Genomic DNA, 24,989 nt, shown 5'->3' with positions numbered 1-24,989 from the left:
TAATGCACACAAAAATTTTAGTTGTTGATGACGAGGCTGATGTACAGCCATTATTTATCCAACGTTTCCGCAAGGAAATAAAAAACGGTGAATTCGATTTTGCCTTTGCCTTGTCGGGCGAAGAAGCGCTTGGCTACCTGGACGAGCACCACTCTGAAGTGATCCTTATTTTGTCGGATATCAACATGCCCGGGATGACGGGTATCGAGTTATTGTCGCGCATCAGGCAGTCGTATGAAAAACCGCCGCCGGTGGTAATGATGATCACGGCTTATGGCGATGATGAGAACCGGCACCAGGCGATGGAAAAAGGCGCCAACGAGTTTTTAACCAAGCCACTTGATTTTACCCTTTTAAAGGAAAAATTAAACACTTTTATTCACGATTAATGATGGCCAAGATTTTAGTAGTTGACGACGAGGCAGACCTGGAGTTGCTGATCAAACAAAAATTTCGCCGTAAGATCAGGGAAAATGTTTATGAATTTGTGTTTGCGCAAAATGGTGAAGAGGCGCTGCAACGCATTGCCGAGCACCCCGACCTGGATATTATATTAAGTGATATTAATATGCCAGTTATGGATGGTTTGGTATTATTGAGCAAGCTGCCTGATGCCAACCCGATAGTAAGGGCGGTAATGGTTTCGGCTTATGGCGATATGCACAATATCCGCATGGCCATGAATGGCGGCGCATTTGACTTTGTATGCAAGCCTGTTGATTTTGAGGACCTCGACCTCACTATGGAGAAAACAGTAAACCATGTAACCCAGGTGCGCGAAACTATTAAAGCCATCAAGGAAAACAATATCCTGAAAATGTACGTGGATGAGAATGTGCTCAATTTTATGACACATAAGGAGTTTGAGAATAACCTGGCCGCGAATGAGGTACTGGAAGCAACGGTAATGTTTGTTGATATTTGCGGCTTTACTGCTATTACTGAAAACGTGCCGGCAAATACGGTCGTTAACATCATCAATAGCCTTTTTGATAAAATTGTGAAAGAGATCCTGGCACAAAAGGGGCATGTTGACAAATTTATGGGGGATGCCGTAATGGCCGTTTTCAGGGGCAACTACCACCTGGACCGGGCTATTGACGCGGCACTTTCCATCAAAGAGCAACTTAAATCGGTGGAGGAGATCATTAGCGGGGATAAGATTTTCAGGCCGCAGGTTTCTATCGGCATCAACTCGGGCGAAATGGTGTCCGGCAATATCGGCGCCACATCATTAAAACGGCTTGATTATACAGTGATTGGCGACGCGGTTAACCTGGCACAGCGACTACAGTCAACAGCAAAGGCCAACCAAATCATCATCAGCGAAGAAGTTTACGAGAAAGCCAAAGAATCTTTCAAATGCGAAAAAATTGGCGAGGTAACGTTGAAAAATAAAGCGAAGCCCGTGGTGATCTATGAGGTTTTGGAATAGTTGATGGTGTAGTCCATAGTCGATGGACCATTGTCCATGGCAAAAAACGTTCGTATTATTTCTACTATGGTCCGTGGACGATGGTCGATAGTCCATGGCAAAAACGTTCGTATTATTTCTACTCTACTATGGTCTATGGACTATGGACTATAAACTCCTTCTAATGTCTCGCCCGCTTTTTCAGCACGCCGCCGGCAGCCTCTTTAATGGTGCTGGTAAACATAAAAGCATTAGGGTCTACGCTATATACCAAATTTCTTAAGCGCCTTACTTCCAGGCGGGTTACTACCGTAAAAATAATATCCACCGGGTGGTGTACATCAAAACTCTCCTTCAGGTAACCGCGTTCCCCTTTGTAAATGGTTATACCCCGCCCCATTTCAAGCACCAGCTTTTCTTTAATTTCTTCGCTTTTGCCCGAGATAATGGTGAAGCCAGTATATTCTTCCAGCCCCTCAATAACAAAATTGATGGTATGCGAAGCAGCATAATAGGTCATTACAGAATAAAGAGCGGTGGGCAAGCCGAGTTTAAAAGCGGCCACTGAAAAGATCAGGACGTTAATGCCTAAAATAATTTCGCTGATGGTAAAACTACTTCGTTTAAGGGTGAATAAAGCCAGCACTTCAATGCCATCCAGTGCGCATCCCCCGCGAATGGCCAGGCCGATGCCGGTGCCCATAAATACGCCACCAAAAATACATACCAGCAATTTATCGTGGGTTATATCCTGCGGATAGGGTATAAACTGCAGGCAAATACCCACGCCAATAATTGCCGCCAGCGTTTTCCAGGCAAACCTGCCGTTTACCTGGAAGATCCCCATAATAATAAAGGGGATATTGGCCGGAATAATTACGTAAGCGATATTGATATGGTACAGCTCTGAGATCAGCAGGGAAATACCTGTAACCCCGCCGTCGAAAAAACTGTTGGGTACCAAAAAGCTTTTTAAGGCAAAACCGCAAATTAAAATTCCGGCGGTTATATATCCTATATCTTTTAATACCGCTATCGCAGGCTGATCACTGGTTTTCATTAAAAAGCTGGTTTGTGATTTTTGATTTTATCAATTCAATATAATGTGCTTTCACAGGCTGCCTCAACTTTACCCGGCTCGCACTAAAATATTGGTGCGCGCCCATAAAATCTGCCTGCTCCCTGTTCCACTCCTCTTCATTCTTAACCAGGCCCTCGTTTTTCAGTTCGTTAAACAGCCTGGCGCTCAACATAAAAAAATCATCCCTGCCAAGGTAATCCAGGTCGGCATCACATAGTATCCGGCCCATTTTATCCCCTGGCGATTGTGGTATCCGGGTTGCCATTATCATGCTGCAAACCCGCTCAATTTCAGCCGGAGTGTACCCGTATGATGGCAAATAATATTGTGCAATATTACATGATTCGGCTTCATGCCCCTCGCGTTTTTTTAAAAAACCTGTATCGTGAAATAATGCCGCTGTTAATAGCAACTCTTTATCATTTTCAGGGATAGCTTCTTCAACGGCAATTCTTTCAGCGGCCTGCAAAACGTCAAGGGTATGATGAAGGTTATGATAGGTTAAACGTGCGGGTAACTCTTTTTCCAGTTTACCCAAAATAAGTTTTTTTATCTGCTGAAACTGCCTCAAATGATAACGATTGAGTCGCTAATATATCAAATGTTTTGTTTACCCGGTCTGGTTTTCACATAAAGGTTTGCTTTACCACTTTATTTTTCAGTTTCGCCATTTTTAATTAAACCCCCTTTGGGCTATTCAGTCAAATTTGTGTTATTAATCAACAGGTAACAAAATTTGATAAATTAAAAATTAAGGCCATGAAAAAATTAGATTTAGTTTTAGCGTATTCCTTTATGATTGGGGCAACCGGATGTTTAATTGCTATGTGTATTGTGCTCACAGGCTTACACTAATCCATATATCATTGATATATAGTGGCGACGAAATGATGCGAAATCAGCCTAATTTAACGCCGCGTAATCCTTCGTATATCTCGGCAGCCAGCAAACCGCTGCCGCCGCCATAATGCTGAAGGATTATAATACCCGGCTTGTGGGCTTTGAAAGCATTACAAAGTTTTTCCTCGCTTTGTTTTTCGATGCCGCCACCTAAAAGAACAAGGTCAAAGGCTTGTGAGGTAAAGGCAGCCATCGCATCCTCATCGCTCATCACACCGGTACAATGCCAATCCGGGTTATTGTTGACAAGCCGCACCACCGTTTGCAATATTTCGGGATGCCGGCCAATAGTTAGTATTTGTATCATAAGCCCCCTCTAAATCTCCCCCGGTAGGGGAGACTTTTTTGTTTTACATTATTCTCTAAAGCCCCTCTCTACCGGAGAGGGGTTTGGGGTGAGGCTTTAAAACGCCATTGGTACTTCCATCAGTAAAAACTCCGCATCCGTTTCGGCGGTGATGCTAAAGCTATCGGTATCCCAAATACCAAAGCCATCACGGGTGTGCAATTGCTGGTCGTTTATTTTAACATCACCATTAAGTACAAAAACATAAACACCGTTGCCTTTTAATTTAAGCTGATAATCCGTGCTTACGCCTTTATCAAATTTACCCAGGTGGAACCATGCATCCTGGTGGATCCATACGCCTTCGTCACCTGCATTTGGCGACAATATTTGTTGTAATTTATTATGCCTGTCTTCCGCATTTAACGTGATCTGGTCATACCGCGGTTCAACGTTCTTTTTATTCGGAAAAACCCAGATCTGCAGAAACTTAACCCGCTGCTCCCTGTCCTTATTGTATTCGCTGTGATAAATACCTGTGCCGGCGCTCATCACCTGTATATCGCCGTTTTTTATAACCGCCACATTGTTCATGCTGTCCTTATGTTCCAGGTCGCCCTCCAACGGGATGGAAATAATTTCCATGTTATCATGCGGATGGGTACCAAAGCCTTTGCCGGCATCAACAGTGTCATCGTTCAACACCCTTAAAGCGCCAAAATGCATCCTTTCGGGATTGTAATAACTTGCAAAGCTAAAACTATGATAACTGTTCAGCCAGCCGTGGTTAGCGTGCCCGCGGGTTTCGGCTTTATGTAATATTGTTTGTGCCATTTTAATTTTTCTCCTGTTAATTTATATTACAAATGTACGGCATGATTTATTGCGGGAAAGATGATGTAGGTTAAGAAAAGCTGTTGATTGGGTTGATTGGGTTGATTGGTTGAATAAGTTAGATTAAGTTGATTGAGTTTGGAAATTCGCTATATTTAGTTGTTAGATAAATAGTCTGATCCCGAAATCACAATGGCTTCTTTTACAGAACTTGAGACCTGGAAGCAGGCTCGAAAAATTAGAAATTCCGTCTCCAACTTAACCAAAAATTTTCCTTCAGAAGAAAAATTCAGGTTAACAGACCAACTCATCAGATGCTCAAGATCGGATAGGTAATAATATTGCTGAGGGGCATGGCCGGTATCATTATCTTGATAATATCAGATTTTGCATAATTGCCCAGGGGATCCCTTTCTGAAACATTGGACCACTTAATTGTTGCATTAGATGAAAAATATGTCACAACCGAAACTTTCAAATTATTTGAACAAGATCATGATCATTGCCTCAAGTTATTGAATGGCTATATTCAATTCATCAAAAGAAAAAAGAATGATGAAACAAGTTGACGAAGTTTATTTGATTAGTTAACATAATACAACTCAATCAACTCAATCAACTCAATCAACTTAATCAACCCCTACGTAACATCCCACTCCGCATCCTGCTGAAAAACTCAGGAGTAACGCCTATATAGCTGGCGATCTGTTTGTGCGGCAAATGATCAATAAGGGTGGGGTAGCGTTTGCAGAAAAGGCCGTAACGTTCTTCGGCAGTCAGGCTCAGGTTATCAATAATCCGCTGCTGGTTGGCTACCAGGGCATTTTCAGTTAGAATGCGAAAGAAACGCTCGAATTTGGGCACCGCAATATAAAGTTTTTCCTGGTTCGTTTTTGATAGCGTGATGGTTTCGGTATCCTCCAGCGCTTCAATATTCAGGATCCCGGGCTTTTGCGATATCAGGCTGTACATGTCGCCCATCCACCAATCAGGCGGGGCAAAGCTCAATACATGCTCAATTCCATTTTTATCAACGGTATATCCCCGCAGGCAGCCGGAGGTTACAAATGCTGAATATTTACACACTTCGCCTTCGTGCATTAAAAATTGTTTCCGCTTAAAATTTTTAAATTGAAGGTAATCCACAAAAATGGATCGCTCTTCTTCTGTCAGATGAATATATTTCGAAATATTATTAAGTAAAAGGTCAATGGGCATAACATTTATTTGTAATTTACGTTTCAATGACTACATTGCATCTTTGTAACATTTCGATGACACAACCCTAAAGTGTTAGAGAAGACTTAATGTTAATAAGCAATAATTTAACTATTTGATAACCGGCGTTTAAATTTAAAAACAACCCGCAAGGGTAAATTTGCGTCAATAAATTTATAATAATTACTTGAAAGCCCCGCAAGCAATACACAACAAAAGGCCACTAAAAACAGCCCTGGTTGTTTTACTCCTTTTCGCCCTTCAATCTGTGCACGCACAGTCCATTCCATTGATCAATGGTTTTGCACATAACGACTACAGGCACAAACACCCCCTTTTTGACGCGCTAAACAACGGCTATACCAATATTGAAGCTGACGTTTTTTTGAGGCGCGGTAAACTGATTGTTGCCCATATCGACCCTTATTTTAAAAGACACCGGACCCTGGAAGCGCTTTACCTTAAGCCATTGGCGGACAGGATAGCCGGCAACAAGGGCCAGGTTTACACCGGATTTACTAATCCGATCATCTTAATGATCGATATAAAATCAGGATCCGACAGTACTTATTCGGCCCTGATGGTGCTGCTCGAAAAATATAAAGATATATTATCAGGATACAACCATGGCAGCCTTCACCAGGGAGCAGTTACTGTTGTGTTATCGGGTCATAAACCATATCAAATGATACAAAGCGAACAAAACCGGTATGCGTTTATTGATGAAGATTTGCGCAGGGCAAATGTGGATACCCTTGGCGCAAACGTTTACCAGATGGCAAGCTGCAAATACTCCAAACTGCTTAAATGGGATGGAAAAGGTGCAATGCCCTATGATGAGCAGAAAAAGCTGTGTGCTTACGTGGCAATTGCCCATAAATACGGTGAAAAAGTAAGGCTCTGGGCTTCGCCTGAAAATAAAGAGGTTTGGACCGAACTGTTAAAATGCGGTGTCGACCTCATCAATACGGATAAACTGGTAACGCTCAAAAACTTTTTGAATGATCATAAAAGCATCATCGCCAGCAATGACGCTTCGTCAACCCCCAATAAAGATTTAAGCGTGTTAAATTTTTAATAACACGACTTTCACGAATGGGTTCGAATTTACGCTAATTCGCTTTATTGGTAAAATTGGTTCGGATTTCTATTATAAACACTCGTGCACATTTCTTTTCGTGAACATACGAACCTATTTATGAAATCCGTGTCCATCATAAGGAAAATGCCTTCAGCGACGCCTGTGCGTAATTGCCCCAATCTTTCATTGCGCCGTTCAGGGTCTCCTTCAGCTGTTTACTGTTAACCGGTTTCCCTTTTTTGGGTGGCGCCAGGGCCTTTTCATCAAGTGTTGATTCGGTTACCTTGGTGGCAAACCAGGTAATATTTTCATGCGGCAAAGCTACACCAAGGATCATGCCCGGCAAACCTGTAAATGACTCCGGGCCGCCCGAAACAGGGATCTCGATCGTATAAAAAGCAACCACGTAAACTGAATCCAATATAAGGGCGTTCGCCCTGCGGCAGGTATAACCGGCAATCACCCTGGTTTCGTCGGTAATTTTCCAGTGGATCTTGCGTGTTGTATCCTTCACCAGGAAGGTTTCCTCAAAAACATTTTTATGGCTGATAAAAGTACCGGTGGCCAGGTCGGTAAAGGTGGTATTATTTTGTTTTACCATTGCGTCATCGCCCCAAAAAGCGCCATTGCCGGCTTCATCTTCCACCGGGGTAAATAAAGTTTTATTATCCGAAAAACTTAAAGTGCTTTGCAGCTTTTTAAACTGCGGCTGATTTTTTTTGTAGGATTCAAAGGCCGGCAGCATGTAGCTTTCATTGTCCTTATTAATGTCCTTTTTAAAAAGCGCAAACATATTGATCGTCTTTTCAAATTCTATCACGCCCGATTTTGCAAAGTGCGCGTTTTGTCCAAAAGAAATACTGGCATTTAAAGTCAGCAGTGCCAGCATGTAAAATGTAATTTTCTTCATATTCTTATTTTTTTGTGATCCCGCCCATTTTGTTAAAATCCCAAACAACGGAAAGCATAAAGTATCTTTTTATAGTGGTATAGGTGTTTTGAGTGATCATGTTCCCGCTTGAACTCCTGTCGAAACCTGAGTTCTGGTTCAGCAGGTCATTAGCTGATGCCGATATTTTTAAATTATCAGCCTTCAAAAATGTCTTGCTGATGGAAGCGTTAATCAGCGTGCGGTTGTAAACCGTATTAAACGTTTCGGTTTTACCGCGGTTTTGATAATTGCCATCAGATCCTACCTGGAATTTGCCCGGCAGGTAAACATTGAAGTAATAGTCGGCGTTAAAACCACGGCCATTGTTATTAATTTGGGGCAAAAGAGACGATCCGCTGAAGGTATAATTTGGCCCGGCGCTCAGGTTAAACTCATATTTCTTTTCCTTGTATTTTGAAACCCTGAATTGAGCCGAATATGTATTTGATTTGATAAGGTCGAGCGCGCTGTTTGAAAAGTTGTAGGAGTCGCTGCCGTTTAATGACAAACCAAGCCCAATATTAACATCAAGTTTAGCAAGCTTCCTGTCAAAATAGGCATTCATGTTATAATTGGACAGCTTTTTATTTTTTACATTAATGTATTGGCTAACGCTTTTACCTGTGGTATCTGTTACTACATTGCTTACAATTGGGTTGGTAGTAAAGCTATAATTGCCATTAAGGAAGATGGACTGCCCGCTTAAAACTTTGTATGAATTGTAGTAAAAGAAAAACCGGTTGGTAAATGAAGGGGTAAGGTTAGGATTACCTACCGTAATATTCAGCGGATCTGTATTCACCGCAATAGGTTGTATCTGGCCTATAGTAGGTTGCACGGTATTACCATTGTAAAACAAGTTGATACTTTGCTGCTGCGTAAAACGGTACGACAAATTGGCCTGCGGCATCCAGTTCACAAAACTCCTCTTGAGCATATCACCTGTTACTTCGTCCGTTTGATTAAAGTTAACGTTTGATACCTTTGTACCGAAGTTAAATACCAGTTTATTTTTTTTGATATTGAAAACAGCCCCTACCTGGTTTGCTAATTCATTCAGCTTATAATTATCGCTCAGGGAATCAACCTTTAAGGTATAAACGCCCGGGGCGGCCTGGTTAAACGATGCCAGGTTTGATGTTCCGTTGTTTACGCTGAGCCCGTAGTTAAATATGATCGAAAAGTCTTTGGCGAGCGGTTCGGTATAGGTAAGATTTGTTTTAAAAGAGATACTTTTCGTATCGGCAGTTTTATACTGATCGATAATTTCTGACGTGTCCAGCTTTTTCAAAATTACAGGATCATATAAATTGGTAGTTGATTTAAGGTAGCCGTTTGAAGTAGTTTCATTTTGCGACATGCTGGCCAGGAATGAAAACGTACGGCCCTTTTTCTTTAACTTTTTGGTGTAAAAAGCGCTGGCATCAAATATTTGCGTATTGTCTTTATTATCTATGTTTCGGCTATTCGTATTTACCAGCGTGTCTATAACACTGCCCCGGGTATTGGTCGAAAAATAATTACTCCGGGCATGCGTGTTTTTCAACGTACCATCGGCCATTATTTTCAGGTTCGAAGTGGTATCAAGTTTGATCTGGTAAGTAAGGTCCAGTTTTTGCCTGAACATAAAATTATCGAACGTTTGGCTCGTATTGCCCTTATAAGTAGTATCTGACAGGTACTTTTGCGTTAAAGTATTGCTCGTGCCATTTACCTCGAGCGAACCGATCTTGTAATTGACGTTAATAGATTCTTTATCGGCGTTCCACTTGGTATCATAATGCAGGCCGCCATTCCTGGCTATTGGTGTACCTTGGCCATTATATTGCCCGCTGAAGGAATCGAGCCCATCGCCATTGCCGCCGCCGGTAAAATACATTTCGCCGTTATCGCCAAACTCCAGGCCGCCTGAACCACCATATTTCTGGTTATCGTCCCAACCAAGCCCGGTTTTGCCGTTATTGCCTACGGTAAAATAGGCAGAAAATTTTTCCTTTGCTTTAAATTTATTGAACAGGAACTGGCCTTCGTAATAATCGTTGGTGGCAGCGCCGGCATCCACTTTGCCGAAATAGCCGTTCTTTTTATCCTCTTTTAATTTAATGTTGATCGTCTTTGTTTTTTGGCCGTCATCAATACCTGTAAAAGTGGCCTGGTCGCTTTTTTTATCATACAACTGCACCTTATCCACCATATCCGCCCGGATGTTCTTGGTTACCAATGTCGGGTCATCGCCAAAAAACTCTTCCCCGTCCACCAATACTTTGCCTACTGATTGGCCCTGGGCGGTTATTTTGCCGTCCTTGTCCACTTCAATGCCGGGTAATTGTTTTAGCAGGTCTTCAACTTTTGCGTTGGGCTGTACTTTAAAGGCGCCTGCATTGTATTCGGTTGTATCGCCTTTTATTTTCATGGCCGAGCGGGTGCCTTTTATAATCACGTCGCGCAATAACCGGGCCTTCAGGAGCATGTTTAGTTTACCAAAATCCTGGGCGCTTTTGGCAGAGTCGAGGCTGAACCGGTCGACGTAATCGGCATAGGTAGGATAACTTACCAGCAGTATAAATTTACCCTTGTGTAAGTTTCCGATAGCAAATGCACCGCCGGTTCCTGCCCTTGTAAAGCTTACCAGCGTTGAATCTTTGGCATTTAAAACACTGATGGACGCATTTACCAGTTTGGCATTTTCGGTAGTGTCAACAATGTCCCCTTTTACGGAATAAACGCTTTGCGCCGACAAACGAAGTGAAAAGAGTATGATAAAAGGTAATAATGTAAATGTGAATTTCATATTTAAGGTTTGTGCACCTAAAATATAACTAAAATTTTAGTTTTTCAAATTCTTTAACATTTATTAACTTTTTTTTTATTTAAAAGTACAATCTGGCCGCTATTTTGGTATCAAGAGCATCTATTTGATCAGCATTTTTTGAAATGCAAGGCTATCCCCCCTGAAAAGGTCAAAATCTACCACGCTGACAATACCATTTACCCTGGCCCTTTCGGAGTGTTGCCAGAATTTCCAGTTAGTATTTGCGCCAATGGTTAGCACGGGATGATCAAAACTGGAGATCCACAAGGGGTAATCATCGTAAAAGCCGGCAAGGTTTTCCTGGTAAAAGGTTAAACCGGTATAAATAATGGGCGTAACTTTCGTTTTCAGCGTTATTTCTTTGATAAATTCATCCAGCTCCTGCCGCATTTTTTCGGGCGTTATACCATCCAAACGTTCAACATCTACCACAGGCGGTAAGTTGCCTTTTTGCAGTTTTACTGTTTGTAAAAATAAGCCTGCCTGCCACTTGCCACTAAATTTAGGCCGAAAATACTGGTAGGGGCCACAGGCGATGCCGGCCTTGTTGCATTCGCGCCAGTTGCGCTGAAAATAAGGGTCGACTTTTAAAACACCTTCCGTGGCCTTGATAAATGCAAAGCTGACGTGTACACTGTCTTCCTGCATCTTTTTTACGCGCTGCCAGTCAATCCTGCCCTGGTAGTAGGAAACATCGATACCATGTATTTTGTAGTTTGATGGAATGCGGATGCGAAAACTTTTATAAGTGCGGTAATTGGTTTTGCCGCCAAGGTCTTTAAACCAGCGCCACGCAGCAGCGCCTGTTTTAAAAACGTATCCATAATAAAAGGGGGATAACAGCAATAACAAAATAAATAGAGCCGCAACCGCTTTCCATTTTGTTACCCCTGGCTTTTTGCCGGCATTGTTTTTACGTTTGGCTGAAGTAGTTGTTTTTTTCCGGGCGGCCACAAAACAAAAGTACTAAAATGAAATTTGACTTTGGCCTGCAAATGCTTAAAAGCATACAACCAAAGTATTTACCGGCTTATTGGTTTTAAGGCCATTTATTGATTCATCCCGATTAAAAACAAATTCATAATTTAGACCGTTTTTTCAAAACAAATATCACCAATGGCCATACTTGAAAATGAATTCCTAAAGGTAACGATCAACGCGATCGGGGCGGAGCTAACTTCTATCATCAACAAAGAAACACAAAATGAACACTTATGGCAGGCCGATCCCGCTGTTTGGGGGCGGCATGCGCCAAATCTTTTCCCGGTAGTTGGCGGGCTCATCAATAATGAATTATTGGTAGATGGGGCTGTATTTAAGATGGAGCGCCATGGTTTTGCGCGCAACATGGAATTTATTTTGCTTGAAAGCGACGAGGAACATGCTGTATTCTCACTCCCCAGTTCCGAAAAAACAATCCATTTGTATCCCTACAAATTTGATTTCCAGGTTTTATATACGTTGATAGAAAACGCCCTCCGGATAACTTATAAGCTGATCAGCCATGATAAAAAAGACATCTTTTTTTCCGTTGGAGGCCACCCCGCTTTCAAAGTACCCTTTAACCCCGGCGAAAACTATGAAGACTATTACCTGGAGTTTGAAACCGAACAAAAATTAACCGCCCACCGCTTATCGCCCGAAGGCTTTTTTACGGGCGAAACATCGCCTATACCCTCCCCCGGAAACAGGGTTTATTTAACCAGGGACCTGTTTGAACAGGATGCGCTTGTTTTTAAGGACCTTACGTCGCGTGAAATCAGCATCAAAAGCGACAAACACAGTGAATCAGTTTCGGTAGAATTTCCGCATTTTAATTACCTGGGTATCTGGGCCAAAAAACCTGGCGATTTTGTATGCATCGAACCCTGGCTGGGCTGTGCTGACACCGTTGGCAAACATGCAGACATCAGCCGGAAAGAAGATATACAGCGCTTAAAACCCGGTCATGTTTTTGAAGCGGCTTATTTTATCAGTATCTAAACAATCTGCCTGAGTTATTAATTTTAGTTTATTAAAACATTTTTCGGTGATTTAATATTATTTTGTTATAATCACTTTTGATAATTGAATTTTAAAATTAAACCATGAAAAAGAAAATTTACCTGATCGCAGCAACCTTTGTATTAATGTTAGCTGCATTCTCAAGCCAGGCGGCTACACTTACTGATAACAATTTAAGCAAAGAGGCTATTGCCGCCATGACAACTGAACAAAAGCAGGCCCGCATACAAGAAATTAATGCCCGCGTTGCCGAAATCAAAGCAATGGACAAATCGCAGCTTTCAAGAGAGGATCGTAAAGAATTACGTACCGAACTTAAGGCCGATAAACGCGAAGCAAGAGCAATGGGCGGCGGTATATACCTTTCAGTAGGCGCTATCATCATCATTATTTTATTGCTGATCTTAATACTTGGATAATAGTATTACAAAAAGTTATTCAAAGGCGCTTCAAAGCGCCTTTTTTGTTTATTTGAATTTTATATGAATGGCATCCTCGCAGGTAAAAAAAAAGAAAACTGAAGCTGGCGAAATAATTCAGGGTGTTGACAAATAATTCACTCCCGGATAATAAAGTGGAATATCAGCTTTTATTATCAAACTGAAATATACCCGGGAAAAATTTAAACAGCTTTTTGTGTTGGCGTAATTTTTCGTAATTCGTCCCTGGCTTTGCCAAGCCAAACCCGGTTACTCTTTTTCTCTACCGAACCAAGATGGGGTTCTTCGGCAAGCATATCGGTAAAAATCTGCCAGGCATCATCATCCCGCTCCTGCCGCATTAAAAACAGCCCGTATTCATAGCGCTGTTCGAAATAGGAGTAACGGCCCTTCATGGCTTTAAACTCAGCCTCAGCTTCTTCGGTCTTCCCTAAATTCTCCAGCGATTTTGCAAAAAGCAGGTGCGCTTTTGACCGGGCAAACTGCGGCAGTTTATATAATTTCTTCGCCAGCGGGATCACTTCCTCATAGCGCTGCTGCGCATAATAGGCAATGATCAATTGCGCCATTACGTGCTCGTTTTCATCAAAAGCGCCTGTCAGGCTCGATCTGTATAGGTCGATGGCCTTGTCCGTTTGCCCGGCGGCAAGGTAGGCATCCGCCAGTTTTACTTTATTGGCGAAGGTGTTGGTGAATTGCAATTCTTCTTCCAGTTTTTTGATGCGGCCGCCGGGGTTTATTGTAGCGCCGATATCAATGGTGGGTTTATTGAGTGGCCGGAACGTACTTTTATTATTGATTACCTCGCTGTACAGGTAATATAAACTTCCAATGAGGGGTAAAAAAGCTATCAAAAATACCCATCGGCTCAAAGTCCCCCTGCGGTAACTATGGATGCCGCAAAATATTTGCAGCCCTACAATGATATAGTAATAGTTTTGGAAATACATTATTCCTTACTGTTGTTGTTTAAGCCTAACCCAAAAATATAAAAATAATTGCGTTAATTAGAATGCGGTCGAAAATCAAATTATGATTTGGTCTGCAATTTTTGGCTAAAGCCATTCCTTCTTTATTTACTCGACCGTCCCTTAAAAGGGACGGCAATGAAAAAGATTTTTCGCTCATTCATTGCCGTCGGTTTTAACCGATGGATAAAGAAAAGTACCGACAAAAGGGCTTTAGCCAAATTCCGAAGGTTCCGTTTGCTAAGCAATTAGCCAAGGTAACGACAATTTGAATCATCCAACTCCGCCAAAAAATCATTGTTTCACCCCCTCGTTTAAAACGGGATGATCCAGCGCTTTGATAGTTTTATGCCCGCCTTTCAACTGATCAAAAACAACCATCTGATTAACTCCTTTTTTAAGCCATGATGCAGGGATATACAAAGTTTGCTGCGGCCCTATGAACCAGTATTTGCCCAGGTTATGCCCGTTTAAAAACACAAAGCCTTTGCCGAAGCCATGCAGATCCAAAAAGGTATCGCCGGTTTTGGTAAGGGTGAATGAGCCTTTGTATAAGGCTGGCTGCAATTCATGAGTATCCTTATTGGCAGCATATTTAAACCCGGTTGTTGTGCCGAAGGGGAATTTATACATCTTCCAACCTGTTAACTCGTCGTTATTTAAAGTTACTTTTTCTGTGATGCCCTGGCGGTTGTCGGTTAAATAAGGACCATAGTTGATACGGCCGTTATTTTCAACCAAAATATCCAAAACCGTGTTGGGTTCGGTACTTGTAATTTGTACAGAGTCCTGCCGCAACCGTCTGTCTAAAATACTCACCCGTTTACCATTAAGGTAGATGGTAGCATAATCACGCAGTTGCTTAATTTTAAGCAAGCCATTAACAGCGCTTTTTAACGTGGTTCGATATAAAACGAAGCCATATCCCTGGTTCAAATCTTCAAAGCATAATGGGTGTTCCGCAATTACAGGTTTGCCCAGGTTACTGAATAAGGCAGATTGGCTGTTCAATACAATATTATTAATGGCGATCGTCTTGATTTTTTTCGGTACCGGCGGCAGTTTTACACCAGCAGGCAAATGCTTTTCTATTACCGACCTGAACTTATAAAACTTAGCCGTCGCATTTCCGGCTTCATCCACCGGGGCATCGTAATCATAGCTGGAAGTTTGGGGCGAATAAGGTTCCGTCCTGCTCATATTGGCGCCATTCATAAAACCCCTGGTAGTACCGCCATGAAACATGTATAAATTGATGGAAATACCAGCCGCCAAAACTGTATCCAGCTTTCTGGCGTCTTCGTCGGCATTGCTGTGGTTGTGCGCACTGCCCCAGCTGTCAAACCAGCCCGGGTACCATTCGGCAATATAATATGGCCCCTTGCCATTATGGTATTTGTTGATAAGTGTTTTTACCGCTTTCGGGTTATCCTCGCCATTAACAGCAGGCAAATAACCGGGCAAATAACCCCGCGGCATTTGCGAAGGCCCGTCGCAGGTAAATAGCAGACCGCTAAAGCCGCCTTCCCTGAAGATCTTACGGTTGATGTCCAGGTAATCTTTGTCATCACTATACGAGCCGTATTCATTTTCTATCTGCACCATCAAAATATTACCGCCATTGGTTACCAGCAAGGGCGAAAGTTGTTTGCCCAGCTGCATGATATAATCGTGGTAATACTTTAAAAACTTAGGATCCTTGCTGCGTACTTTTAAGGTTTTATCCTTTAATAACCACCACGGATAGCCGCCAAATTCCCATTCGGCACAGGCATAAGGGCTTGGGCGCAGTACTACCCACAAGCCTTCTTCTTTGGCGATGCGGACAAATTCGGCGATATCGTTATTACCGGTAAAATCAAATTTACCTTCTTCCGGCTCTTCGGCATTCCAGAAAACATAGGTGCCGATGGTGTTGAGGCCCATTGCTTTGGCCATTTTCATGCGCGCGCGCCAGTAAGCGCGGGGTATCCGGGTGCAATGCATCTCGCCCGAGATCAACTGCAGCGGTTTCCCGTCCAGCAAAAAGGTGGAATCGCCCAAAGCAAAAGTATGTTTGGCTTTTTGAGCAACGCAGATGTTAATCAGTAAGGTTATAGCGAAGAAAGAGCAGAATAGTTTTTTCATGAGCATCAGTTCGTATTAATAAAAGGCAATGCCTTCATAAACGCTTTAAATATAGGCATACCGGCGCTCATCCACCCAAAACAAGGGCAAAATTTTCTTAAAAAGACAGTTGCATTAGCCGTTATATTTTTTGTAGCTTTATATTTAAAACCAGTTAAAACGCTAATAATCAGAAAACAAACCTAAAAAACCGGGGAGCCGAAAACGGAACATAGAGTAGGCCGCTTCTTTAACCTTTCTTTAAAATCACAACGTATGAACTATTTAATTTTTTGGGCAACATTTATTGTCCTGTTTGCTTTAGTTTTTATTTTCGACCGGTATTATTTTATGCTGCGCGATAATGGGACTGCTTTGCCCCGCCCTTACAGTTTCTCGCGGGTACAATTAGCCTGGTGGACGGTCATTGTACTTACGTCCTTCATCAGTATCATTATTATTTCAAAAGGGACGGCGCCAACATTCGATGCGTCCACACTTTATCTGCTCGGCATCAGTTCGGCAACTACCATTGGCGCTACTTTAATTGATGTAAGCGATCAAACCAATCCTAATATAAGCGGGCTTGCACAGGATATGCAGGGCGATAATTTCTTCCTCGATATTTTATCGGATAAAAACGGGGTAAATGTACATCGTTTTCAAACGGTAGTGTTCAACCTTGTTTTTGGCATCTGGTTTATCATCAATGTACTGATCAACCTTAGCGGTCATTTTAACCCTGATCATGTTATCCCCGTTATTTCTGCCAATAACCTCATTCTGCTGGGCGTTAGTTCGGGCGTATACGCAACGTTAAAAGCCACTGAAAACAAGCAGGCTACGGCGGCAACAACGCCAACTACACGGGTGCAAACACCTATCAGGGGCTAAGCTATTCATAGATAAAAGGGTTTAATGCAGAACTAAGAATTTAAACCCGATTACTTTATGAACCCTGATTACACTATACCTGTTAAACGGTTTACCTGTTTTATGCAATATCTATTTTTTAGAAAATCTAAATTGTTTTTAATAAATCTAAATTTTATATTTGTCAAACTTTACCACCTATGATTTTGATAAGTTATGGTACGCTTCGTTCTTATTTTGAGGCTCACGCCGATGCAGAAGATGCATTAAATAACTGGTACCGGTTAGTTCTGATGGCCGATTGGTAAAATTACCATGACGTAAAGAAAATGTTTAACACAGTTGATGCAGTGGGGAATGATAGATATGTTTTTAATATAAGAGGAAATACATACAGGTTGGTTGCAATGATATTTTTTGATTTCAGAACGGTTTATGTACGTTTTATTGGCACCCATGCGGCATATGATAAATTAAAAGATTGTTCACAGGTTTAAGGAGCCAGTTATTATTATGGAACATAATAAAGTGATTAATGATGATAGCGATTACACTACCGTAATGGCTAAAATTGATGGCCTGATGGCTAAAGGAAGCAATAATGTTTCGAAAGAGGAGCTGGAAGAAATAAGGCAACTGGCACTTGCTGCACAGCAATACGAACAGCAAAAATATATAGTTGAAGCGCCTAAAACACTTACCGGGATGATTGAGATGAAGATGTACGAAATGCGCTTAAAACAAAAAAGCCTTGCAAAAAAGCTAAAAATCAGTGATGCAAAGCTCTCGCTCATTTTGAACGGCAAACAAAAGCCCGATGTAGATTTCCTGAAAGCGGTGTACACCGAATTAAAAGTAGATGCTGATTTTATTTTGCAGCATTTGTAAAATCTTAAAATTTATTGCACGCCTATTCTATCGTTAACCAGGTATACCCATTGGCCGGGATAGTACAGGCTATACCAACACTATAATCCCTGTTCAACCGGTATACTTTTGCCGGGCCTTCCAATTGGCGGATGGTTGCGCTAAGCTTTAAACCCGTATAATAAAGCGGTAATTGGATATGCCTGGTGATGGCTTTATTGGTGGGATTATACAGCATTGCCAATCCTTTTATTTTTAACTGAGGGTTTACATGCAATATCCCGTCCCAATCCCTGCCGTCGGCACGGCGCAGGTGGATAATGTCTGCATTCAGAATCTCCCGGTATTTTTTGTACCAGCTGATCACCCCTATTACCGTTTGTTTGGTTTGTTCCGTATCGTAGAGCCTTGGGCCGCGGTAACAGGCCTGCACGCCCGACCCATAATATTCCATCATCAGGGCTTTGTAATCATCCAGGTGCCCGCTTAAGGGTTCCAGCACCGCTTCGGGGCCGCCGCCCTGGTAACGGGTTAGCGGTACAAAGCCCCAGCCCATCGATGGTGTTTTTTCCCAGGTGCCATCGTAAATATTTTGCCGGTTCAGGATCTTCTGATCCTCCCGCGGCAGCGAAAAATTCACTTCGCGGTAGCCGATGGCTATTTTATTGGTACCATCCAAAAAATACCAGTCGGGCGCGTTAATGTAGATGCCCCGCCTGTTTAGCCAGTGGTAAAGCTCTTTTTGGATCTCCATTTGCTGCCATTGCGAATCATCCAACCCTTTATGACCGGGATGGGTGGTTGAGGCACACAGATCACCGGGGTACGGGCCGTCATTCTCCCAAATATCAAAATCAGTTTCGTTAAAAAACTTTTTAATCTTATCCCTGAAAGCCAGTCCCCATTTGCTGCCGAAGCATGGCGCATTGCCAAACAGCGCACCGCCGGGTTTACCGGTTTTTGGGTCGATAACGTCATCTGTGTCACTGATCCTCCTCGAACTAAACAAATCATAGCCCCCTATCCGGATGCGCTTGCTATGGGCATAATCCGCCAGTTCTTTCCATCGTTTTAAATTGGCCGCGCTGGTATCCTCCATGTTTAAATGGCTGCCAAAACTCAGGATCACCGCCTCGTAGCCGGTGGCAGCACACTGGTCGACCGCCCTGCGCACATCCTCATCATTTTTGCTAACCAAATGCATAAAAATAGGGTTGGCAGTCGTCCAGGGAGCAATGACCCGATACATCTTACGAACCATAAGCCCACGCCGCTCCTTATCGTAACTATCCATCAGCAATTCATTGGTGCGGACGGAGTTAAATACCCCGCCGGGTTGTAACTCCACGCCCGGACCCTGCTCCGGGTAGATCTCCAACAGGCAGGGTGTCTGCAGGTCGTAATTTACCTGCGAAGTATAGGCGGTATCCACCTTCCAGTGGGTAACCTGGTCGCTCAGGGCATAGCGCATGGCATTGTTAAAGGCATAATTGGTTTCAAAGTAAATACCCTGGTTCTTTTTCATGTCCTCCGGCTTGCCCACTACGGCGCTTTCCTCTTCCACCATGCCCAATACCTCGTTCACTACGCGGTTGATCTTAAAAACCTTTCCGCCTTTATTTTCGATAGTAAGCGATTTTTCTATCAGCGGGATCCCATCATACAGCTCATAATTCATCTTTACTTCCAGCCCGGCAAGTTCGGTCGCTTGGGCTTTGTACCTAAACGAGATCATTTTGCCCGATGCTTTGGGCATGGCGGGGATCCAGAACCTGGTTTTCCAGTCAAGGTATGGTTCGATGGAATTAACAGTATAATCAACAAACTGAAAATCGTTGCTACCGGGCTTCAGTTTATCCAATCCCGAAGGCAGGATGTAGGCGTTTTCCTTTTGCCCATATAGGCCGCCTATGTTGTACTCCTTCCCGTTAATGGTTAGCCGGGCTTCGGCTTTAACCGAACGCAGCAACTGGCGGCCGTTGCTTAAATTCTCATAGTCAATACAGGCCACGTTAGGGCTTATCCTGAAAACCCGTTTCAGCAGGCCATTGTACAGGATAACCCCGCGGCCGTTATTGCTGGTAAAAACCTGCGCCTTTGCCGCCGGTTGGGTAATGAGCCAGTCGCCGGTATTTGTTTTTTGGGTCGGATTGTTCCATACCGGCAAGGGCTGCGCAGTTGCCCCCTGGCAAAAAAAGGCAGTAAACATGCATACTAAGCCTATTGTCTTTAAATTCATGTTCTATTTTTAAAAGGATATGCAAGGCAAATTAGCGGTTTTCTTTTAAAGTTTATGCTTCAGGTCGACAGCCTTTTACGGGATCAAAACAGCAGCACCGTTAATATCGCCCTTTCGCAGTTTATCAAGCGCCTGGTTGGCATCCTCAAGTTTAAAAAATTCTGTTTCGGTTTTTACATTAATGTTCTTCAATAGTTCAAAAAAATCGCGCCCGTCGTTCCTGGTCAGGTTGGCAACCGAGCGGATGATCCGTTCGCCCCATAACAAATCGTACGAAAAAGACGGGATGTCGCTCATATGAATGCCGCCGCAGATGATGGACGCGCCTTTATCCGACACCTGTAATGCTTTCGGCACCAGGTCGCCGGCCGGGGCAAACAGGATAGCCGCATCCAGTTGTTCGGGCGGCGTTTGGCTGGTATCCCCTGCCCAAAAGGCGCCTAGGCTGTGCGCAAACTGCTGCGAAACCGTATCGCCGGGCCGGGTAAATGCAAATACTTTTTTTCCCTGCTGATTGGCCACCTGGATAAGGATATGGGCTGCAGCTCCGAAGCCGTACATCCCTATATTAACCGCCGAAGGATCGGCCATCCGGTATGAGCGGTACCCGATGAGCCCGGCGCAAAGCAATGGCGCCGCTTCGGGCCCTGAATGCGCCAGCGGGAGATGAAAGCAATACCGGTAATCGGCAACCGTGTATTCCGCATAGCCGCCGTTTACGGTATAGCCTGTAAATTCGCCATTTTCGCATAAATTCTCTTTCCCGGCTTTGCAGTATTTACAATGCCCGCAGGTGTAGCCTACCCAGGGTACGCCCACTAAATCGCCGGCGTTTATCCCCGAAACCTGGTCGCCCGTTTTGATTACCGAACCTACAATTTCGTGCCCCGGTATTAGCGGCAGTTTGGGTTTATTCAGTTCCCCATCCAGAATATGCAGGTCGGTACGGCAAACGCCGCAGGCTATTACTTTAACCAATACCTGGTTTGGGCCTGGCTTTGGTATAGCCACCTCTTTAAGGTGCAGCGGTTCACCAGGTTTTTCGAATACCATTGCCCGCATTTTTTCCGGTAGTTTTTCCATTGATTTTTTATAGTTAGATGACCATAAAAATACTAAAATATTCGGTCGGCCTGCCTCTTTTCGCTCAACAGGAAATCAACCCCAATTGATAAAAAACATGGGTTAATGCGTCGAACTTGTTGCTTTCTTTTTTATAAAATTCAGGTAAACCGAAACAGCTGCTACAAGAAAAAAGCTTGCCGCAGTAATATTGCTGATCAGCGTTTCATCAATTTGCCTGCCGCTGATCTTATCGGCATAATAAGTGATAAACGAGGCCGGCAGATGATGTTCGCCCAGTTGCTCTTTAATGTGCCATTGCCAGTCGGTAACGGGGCAATAGCCAATGCCATACCAAATGCCAAGGATAAACCAGCAGGCAGCCGTAATGCCGATACAAATAAGGTGTGCCCTGCGCAGCGGTTTCCACACCCAGCCAAACAGGTTAAACCCGATAATCAGGCAATGCACAATGGTTAAAAGCACATCAAGTAAGCGGTCCATAGTTTATTTTGGCATCACAAATTAGTGATTTTATTTTAATGTTGGATGGTTGTAGGGTTGTATGGTTGGATGGTTCGATACAAGGATACAGTGCCGGGCAACGGTAAACCAGGTGAACCACATGAATACAAGAATACACCTGGGACACCTGGGACACCATCGTAATATTGAAAATGAGGCACTTATGAAAGAATAACTTCACAAAAACAGCAAATTTGGGTCAATTTATAAACGGACGAGAAAAGGGATTTAGCAAAAGGGGGGCGTCGCCGCAGGGTCTCTCGCAGAGGACCCTGCGTTGCTCTTACATCTCCTTGCGCAGGGTCCCTTTCAGGAGACCCTGCGGGGACGGAAGAGTATTTTTTTTAATATTCTTTTAGCTGCCCATTTAGCCCGGACAATTAATATTACACCATTTAAAATGCAAATGCAAACAGCAAGCAAAGCCGCATAATAATCGCGGTTGGTAATACTTAAAATTACCGCAAAAGTTGCCAATAGAGACAAAGGGAAGAAGTCAACGTAATAGTTAAAAATTATGGCGTTGCCGTCTTGAGAAATCCCGACATCGGCATTGCCGCCATTTAGTGCAATATTACGCTGGAAATTCCATCTGAGCCTCCAGGCGCTGCTATAAAATACCAGGCTGTTATTGGTTTCATCAAGTATCTTATATTCTCTGTCCTCTAATTCTGCTACTAATAAACTAATTGTTGTTTTGGTGTGATACTGGTTGTTTGGGTAATACTGAAGTTTAACTTTAGTTTGGGAATGAATGAAAGGTCCATTAAAGAAAGGTTTATCCAAAGTTATGAATAAAAAAAGAATGTCATGCTGAACTTGTTTCAGCACCCCACGGACAGGTAGCCAACTGATAGGTAGCCCGCAGATACATAACCCGCCAATGCATGTTGGCACACCTGACAGCTGCCCGGTATGTGAGATCCCGATATACATCGGGATGACAGGAGAGGCGTATCGCCCTGTATCGCCGTATCACACAATACAACAATCCAACAATACAACAATCTAACAATACAGCACGATACAACAATCCAGCAAAACAAAAAGGGGTGTCATGGTGAGGCATTTTGCAGGTTTTTGCGGGCGCACCATTTCACAATAAACATTCACTCCCCTAATATTGCCATTTATTTGACGGCTACGCAGGGTCTCTTTCAGGTGACCATTAATGCTTTTAAGTTAAGGTGACCGGCCCCCATCGGGGGCTAATATTGGTAGAAAAAAATAATCAGATATTCCCGTGCCATAGGTCAATGTCATTAAGTTAAGGAAAAAGTGAAGGGAATTAATATCGAATAATGAATTTTGAATGTCGAATTTCGAAGTTTCTTACTTCATTATTCAATATTCGGCATTGGGTGTTCGATATTAAAATTCCTTAACTTAATGACATTGGCCATAGGTACGGAACCTAACGCAATGCATTAGCGCTAATGCCGCTTCAATTGTTGCGTACCGATGGCACGCTTTTCGTTTATTATCTATTTTTCTACCAATATTTTGCACCTGACGGCGCAATCAAAAAAATCATAATTTCTTAACTTAATAGCATTGAGGTGACCATGCGAGGACGAAAATCCATTTATTGAACAACAACAGCTATACTATTTGCAGAAGATCTGGCGTTAGCGAGTTTTACCGGCGCTCCATTCTTCCAATACACCGCATTTCCGCCTAAATAATCACCGGCAATATATACATCGCTGCCTAAAAGAGTAATTCCGTTAGCATATGAATATAACGAACCATCTGTCAACGGCGTTTCTTTGCCATTTTTCCAGATAAGTGCCGTATTAGTATTACCTGTGGGCGGATAAGTATTACCTATTACATAAACATCATTTCCTTGCACGGCTATGCCGGAGACATAAGAGTAGGATGGCCCCCCGGCAAGTGCCTGCAGGATGCCATTTTTCCAGATAGTAGCCATCAGGTAGAATGGGGTATTGTTAACAGCGTAACCGGCTGCATATATGTCGCTCCCGGATGTTGCTATAACCAGCGCCCCAGAACCAGTTGAAGAATCAAGAACTGTAACCGTGCCATTTTTCCAGTAAACCGCCAAAGAAAGGCCCGAATTATTGGTTATGTAACCTGAAATATATATGTCACTTCCGTTTACTGCTATACCCTGGCCAAATGATTTATTGGGACTGCTGTCAAGCAATGTTTCTACGCCATTTTTCCAGAAAGTTGCAGTTGTCTTTCCGCTGGGGTCAGAAATATAGCCGGTTAAATAAACATCGTTTCCTACCACAGTCATAGCATTAACGCCGCAATTAGCTACACTATCGGTAAGTTTGGTAACAACACCATTCTTCCAAACCGCAGCAACCTGATAGCCGTTAACAGCAGTATAAAAACCGGCAACATAAATATCAGTGCCGGAAACGGCTATGGAAGTTAGCGATGAAGGAGAGGATGAATTTACCACCGTAGCAGGAGTGCCATTTTTCCAATAGGTAGCTACCTTATTACCGGCACTATTGTTAACATAGCCGGCTGCATACACAACCGTATCAGTTATTGGAGTTGTTGGGGTTTTAGTTTCCGGGCTTGGTGTTTGTTTTTTTGAACAAGCTGTAAAAAGAAATATTGTGCAAATTAGTACATGATGAAAGTGTTTCAAATTCATATTTTATTTGGATAAAGTTTGGTGTAAATATAGGCAAATTTTAAAAATCATCAAAGCGCCTATTTTAGTTTAATAGCTGCGAGTTGGCCATATTTTCAGAAGATTCCCTTGGCATATTGCAGTGCAGAGGTCCGCCGCCCGAATCTGCGGAGATGAAAATAGATAAGAATGTAATGCCGAACTTGTTTCGGCATAGCACGATGCGGCAATGCAACGCAATACAAATGGGTGTCATGGTGAGGCGAAGCCTGCCCTGAGTGAATCGAAGGGAACCATAGCGCGCAAAGGCCTTAGCCCTCCAATGCATTACCGCCTTGCATACGGGATCATCTTCTACCTGGCATTCGTCAACCCACCGCACCCTGGTTCGAGAACCTCACCATGACACCCGTCGCGCTTACTGTTCATCATTGATGTATTTTATGGTTTTTGTATCGCCAGTATACGATACAACAATACAAACACCCCCACTTTGTCATTTCGAGCGCGAGCGGGAAATCTTATACACCTTGACAATACCACCCTGCATAGTCCGGATGCATGGCGTTTAAGATTTCTCCCTACGGTCGAAATGACAACTTTTTTGTTTGGATGACATGCTGTAACGTTTTTGTATCGCCCTGTATCGCTGTATCACACCATACCACAATACAGCAATACAACAATAAAACAATAAAACAATAAAACAATCACACCCCCTCAATATTGCT

The 24,989-nt window shown here is 43.0% G+C and carries 25 protein-coding genes and 1 pseudogene; 11 read left to right on the top strand and 15 right to left on the bottom strand.

From position 1 onward, the window contains the following. The first annotated feature begins 2 nt into the window (after positions 1–2). Both MgSA37_RS04635 and MgSA37_RS04630 read left to right on the top strand, forming a co-directional pair. Positions 3–389 carry a response regulator gene (locus MgSA37_RS04635; protein ID WP_096350068.1) on the top strand — a complete coding sequence of 129 codons (387 nt, stop codon included), beginning with the start codon at positions 3–5 and terminating at the stop codon, positions 387–389. Next, positions 389–1,435 (top strand): adenylate/guanylate cyclase domain-containing protein, encoded by a 1,047-nt coding sequence (locus MgSA37_RS04630; protein WP_096350067.1) that lies wholly within the window; start codon positions 389–391, stop codon positions 1,433–1,435. The genes MgSA37_RS04635 and MgSA37_RS04630 overlap by 1 nt, the downstream gene beginning before the upstream one ends. A 160-nt stretch (positions 1,436–1,595) precedes the next feature. On the opposite strand, the gene MgSA37_RS04625 is transcribed toward MgSA37_RS04630, so the two are convergent. The 4 genes from MgSA37_RS04625 to MgSA37_RS04610 all read right to left on the bottom strand — a co-directional run bounded on the left by MgSA37_RS04625 (position 1,596) and on the right by MgSA37_RS04610 (position 4,515). Further along, positions 1,596–2,474 (bottom strand): YitT family protein, encoded by an 879-nt coding sequence (locus tag MgSA37_RS04625; protein ID WP_096350066.1) that lies wholly within the window; start codon positions 2,472–2,474, stop codon positions 1,596–1,598. Continuing rightward, the gene (locus MgSA37_RS04620) at positions 2,461–3,033 is read right to left on the bottom strand and encodes an HD domain-containing protein (RefSeq protein ID WP_157750436.1); all 573 of its coding nucleotides are present in this window, start codon (positions 3,031–3,033) and stop codon (positions 2,461–2,463) included. The genes MgSA37_RS04625 and MgSA37_RS04620 overlap by 14 nt, the downstream gene beginning before the upstream one ends. Before the next feature lie 360 nt (positions 3,034–3,393). Next, positions 3,394–3,702: a response regulator gene (locus tag MgSA37_RS04615; RefSeq protein ID WP_096350064.1), complete on the bottom strand. Its 309-nt coding sequence runs from the start codon at positions 3,700–3,702 to the stop codon at positions 3,394–3,396. A 96-nt stretch (positions 3,703–3,798) separates the two neighbouring features. After that, the gene (locus MgSA37_RS04610; protein ID WP_096350063.1) at positions 3,799–4,515 is read right to left on the bottom strand and encodes a pirin family protein; all 717 of its coding nucleotides are present in this window, start codon (positions 4,513–4,515) and stop codon (positions 3,799–3,801) included. 192 nt (positions 4,516–4,707) lie between these two features. Here MgSA37_RS04610 and MgSA37_RS29680 point away from each other — a divergent pair, with 192 nt between their 5' ends. From MgSA37_RS29680 to MgSA37_RS29670, 3 genes are read left to right on the top strand one after another with little or no spacing between them, the layout of a single operon-like run. Next, positions 4,708–4,851: a four helix bundle protein gene (locus tag MgSA37_RS29680; RefSeq protein ID WP_197706087.1), complete on the top strand. Its 144-nt coding sequence runs from the start codon at positions 4,708–4,710 to the stop codon at positions 4,849–4,851. Further along, entirely contained in the window at positions 4,844–4,933 is a 90-nt protein-coding gene (locus MgSA37_RS29675; RefSeq protein WP_197706141.1) for a four helix bundle protein, read from the top strand. The genes MgSA37_RS29680 and MgSA37_RS29675 overlap by 8 nt, the downstream gene beginning before the upstream one ends. Next, positions 4,911–5,084 (top strand): four helix bundle protein, encoded by a 174-nt coding sequence (locus MgSA37_RS29670; RefSeq protein ID WP_375782351.1) that lies wholly within the window; start codon positions 4,911–4,913, stop codon positions 5,082–5,084. Before MgSA37_RS29675 ends, MgSA37_RS29670 begins: the two co-directional genes overlap by 23 nt. A 64-nt stretch (positions 5,085–5,148) precedes the next feature. Here MgSA37_RS29670 and MgSA37_RS04600 read toward each other — a convergent pair whose 3' ends face one another. Beyond that, positions 5,149–5,733 carry a Crp/Fnr family transcriptional regulator gene (locus tag MgSA37_RS04600; RefSeq protein ID WP_197706085.1) on the bottom strand — a complete coding sequence of 195 codons (585 nt, stop codon included), beginning with the start codon at positions 5,731–5,733 and terminating at the stop codon, positions 5,149–5,151. 187 nt (positions 5,734–5,920) lie between these two features. Here MgSA37_RS04600 and MgSA37_RS04595 point away from each other — a divergent pair, with 187 nt between their 5' ends. Further along, positions 5,921–6,811 carry a phosphatidylinositol-specific phospholipase C/glycerophosphodiester phosphodiesterase family protein gene (locus tag MgSA37_RS04595; RefSeq protein ID WP_232010782.1) on the top strand — a complete coding sequence of 297 codons (891 nt, stop codon included), beginning with the start codon at positions 5,921–5,923 and terminating at the stop codon, positions 6,809–6,811. Positions 6,812–6,947: 136 nt separating this feature from the next. Here the strand turns inward: MgSA37_RS04595 and MgSA37_RS04590 are convergent, their stop codons facing one another. The 3 genes from MgSA37_RS04590 to MgSA37_RS04580 all read right to left on the bottom strand — a co-directional run bounded on the left by MgSA37_RS04590 (position 6,948) and on the right by MgSA37_RS04580 (position 11,511). Then, positions 6,948–7,724 carry a GLPGLI family protein gene (locus MgSA37_RS04590; RefSeq protein ID WP_096350062.1) on the bottom strand — a complete coding sequence of 259 codons (777 nt, stop codon included), beginning with the start codon at positions 7,722–7,724 and terminating at the stop codon, positions 6,948–6,950. Between the two features lie 4 nt (positions 7,725–7,728). Continuing rightward, positions 7,729–10,536 carry a TonB-dependent receptor gene (locus MgSA37_RS04585; protein WP_096350061.1) on the bottom strand — a complete coding sequence of 936 codons (2,808 nt, stop codon included), beginning with the start codon at positions 10,534–10,536 and terminating at the stop codon, positions 7,729–7,731. Positions 10,537–10,656: 120 nt separating this feature from the next. Next, complete coding sequence (locus MgSA37_RS04580) at positions 10,657–11,511, bottom strand: GH25 family lysozyme (RefSeq protein WP_096350060.1); 855 nt, start codon at positions 11,509–11,511, stop codon at positions 10,657–10,659. Between the two features lie 162 nt (positions 11,512–11,673). On the opposite strand from MgSA37_RS04580, the gene MgSA37_RS04575 reads away from it, so the two are divergent. Both MgSA37_RS04575 and MgSA37_RS04570 read left to right on the top strand, forming a co-directional pair. Then, positions 11,674–12,540 carry an aldose 1-epimerase family protein gene (locus MgSA37_RS04575; protein ID WP_096350059.1) on the top strand — a complete coding sequence of 289 codons (867 nt, stop codon included), beginning with the start codon at positions 11,674–11,676 and terminating at the stop codon, positions 12,538–12,540. 104 nt (positions 12,541–12,644) lie between these two features. Next, positions 12,645–12,980 carry a hypothetical protein gene (locus MgSA37_RS04570; protein ID WP_096350058.1) on the top strand — a complete coding sequence of 112 codons (336 nt, stop codon included), beginning with the start codon at positions 12,645–12,647 and terminating at the stop codon, positions 12,978–12,980. Between the two features lie 203 nt (positions 12,981–13,183). Here the strand turns inward: MgSA37_RS04570 and MgSA37_RS04565 are convergent, their stop codons facing one another. Together MgSA37_RS04565 and MgSA37_RS04560 are read right to left on the bottom strand one after the other, a co-directional pair. Next, the gene (locus MgSA37_RS04565) at positions 13,184–13,951 is read right to left on the bottom strand and encodes a hypothetical protein (RefSeq protein ID WP_096350057.1); all 768 of its coding nucleotides are present in this window, start codon (positions 13,949–13,951) and stop codon (positions 13,184–13,186) included. A 312-nt stretch (positions 13,952–14,263) separates the two neighbouring features. Then, positions 14,264–16,096 carry a glycoside hydrolase family 35 protein gene (locus MgSA37_RS04560; RefSeq protein WP_096350056.1) on the bottom strand — a complete coding sequence of 611 codons (1,833 nt, stop codon included), beginning with the start codon at positions 16,094–16,096 and terminating at the stop codon, positions 14,264–14,266. A gap of 255 nt (positions 16,097–16,351) precedes the next feature. Between MgSA37_RS04560 and MgSA37_RS04555 the strand changes: the two genes are divergently transcribed. The 3 genes and pseudogenes from MgSA37_RS04555 to MgSA37_RS04545 all read left to right on the top strand — a co-directional run bounded on the left by MgSA37_RS04555 (position 16,352) and on the right by MgSA37_RS04545 (position 17,836). Then, positions 16,352–16,969 carry a hypothetical protein gene (locus tag MgSA37_RS04555; protein WP_096350055.1) on the top strand — a complete coding sequence of 206 codons (618 nt, stop codon included), beginning with the start codon at positions 16,352–16,354 and terminating at the stop codon, positions 16,967–16,969. Between the two features lie 299 nt (positions 16,970–17,268). Beyond that, positions 17,269–17,445, top strand: a pseudogene (locus MgSA37_RS29010) (type II toxin-antitoxin system HigB family toxin); the annotation flags it as partial. 16 nt (positions 17,446–17,461) lie between these two features. Continuing rightward, positions 17,462–17,836 carry a transcriptional regulator gene (locus MgSA37_RS04545; protein WP_096350054.1) on the top strand — a complete coding sequence of 125 codons (375 nt, stop codon included), beginning with the start codon at positions 17,462–17,464 and terminating at the stop codon, positions 17,834–17,836. A 22-nt stretch (positions 17,837–17,858) separates the two neighbouring features. On the opposite strand, the gene MgSA37_RS04540 is transcribed toward MgSA37_RS04545, so the two are convergent. From MgSA37_RS04540 to MgSA37_RS04520, 5 genes are all read right to left on the bottom strand, one after another. Further along, positions 17,859–20,054 carry an apurinic/apyrimidinic endonuclease family protein gene (locus tag MgSA37_RS04540; protein WP_197706084.1) on the bottom strand — a complete coding sequence of 732 codons (2,196 nt, stop codon included), beginning with the start codon at positions 20,052–20,054 and terminating at the stop codon, positions 17,859–17,861. Positions 20,055–20,129: 75 nt separating this feature from the next. Continuing rightward, positions 20,130–21,137, bottom strand: a complete 1,008-nt coding sequence (locus MgSA37_RS04535; RefSeq protein ID WP_197706083.1) for a zinc-dependent alcohol dehydrogenase family protein — start codon at positions 21,135–21,137, stop codon at positions 20,130–20,132. Positions 21,138–21,239: 102 nt separating this feature from the next. Further along, positions 21,240–21,620 carry a DUF2784 domain-containing protein gene (locus MgSA37_RS04530; protein WP_096350053.1) on the bottom strand — a complete coding sequence of 127 codons (381 nt, stop codon included), beginning with the start codon at positions 21,618–21,620 and terminating at the stop codon, positions 21,240–21,242. Between the two features lie 330 nt (positions 21,621–21,950). After that, on the bottom strand, positions 21,951–22,427 hold the full coding sequence (locus MgSA37_RS04525; RefSeq protein WP_157750435.1) for a hypothetical protein: 477 nt from the start codon (positions 22,425–22,427) through the stop codon (positions 21,951–21,953). Between the two features lie 799 nt (positions 22,428–23,226). Continuing rightward, a complete protein-coding gene (locus MgSA37_RS04520) occupies positions 23,227–24,279 on the bottom strand; it encodes a hypothetical protein (RefSeq protein WP_096350051.1) in 1,053 nt (350 codons plus the stop codon). Positions 24,280–24,989 lie beyond the last annotated feature (710 nt).

This window comes from Mucilaginibacter gotjawali (assembly GCF_002355435.1).
GTDB lineage: Bacteria > Bacteroidota > Bacteroidia > Sphingobacteriales > Sphingobacteriaceae > Mucilaginibacter > Mucilaginibacter gotjawali.
This window is presented reverse-complemented; position numbering and strand designations above follow the sequence as displayed.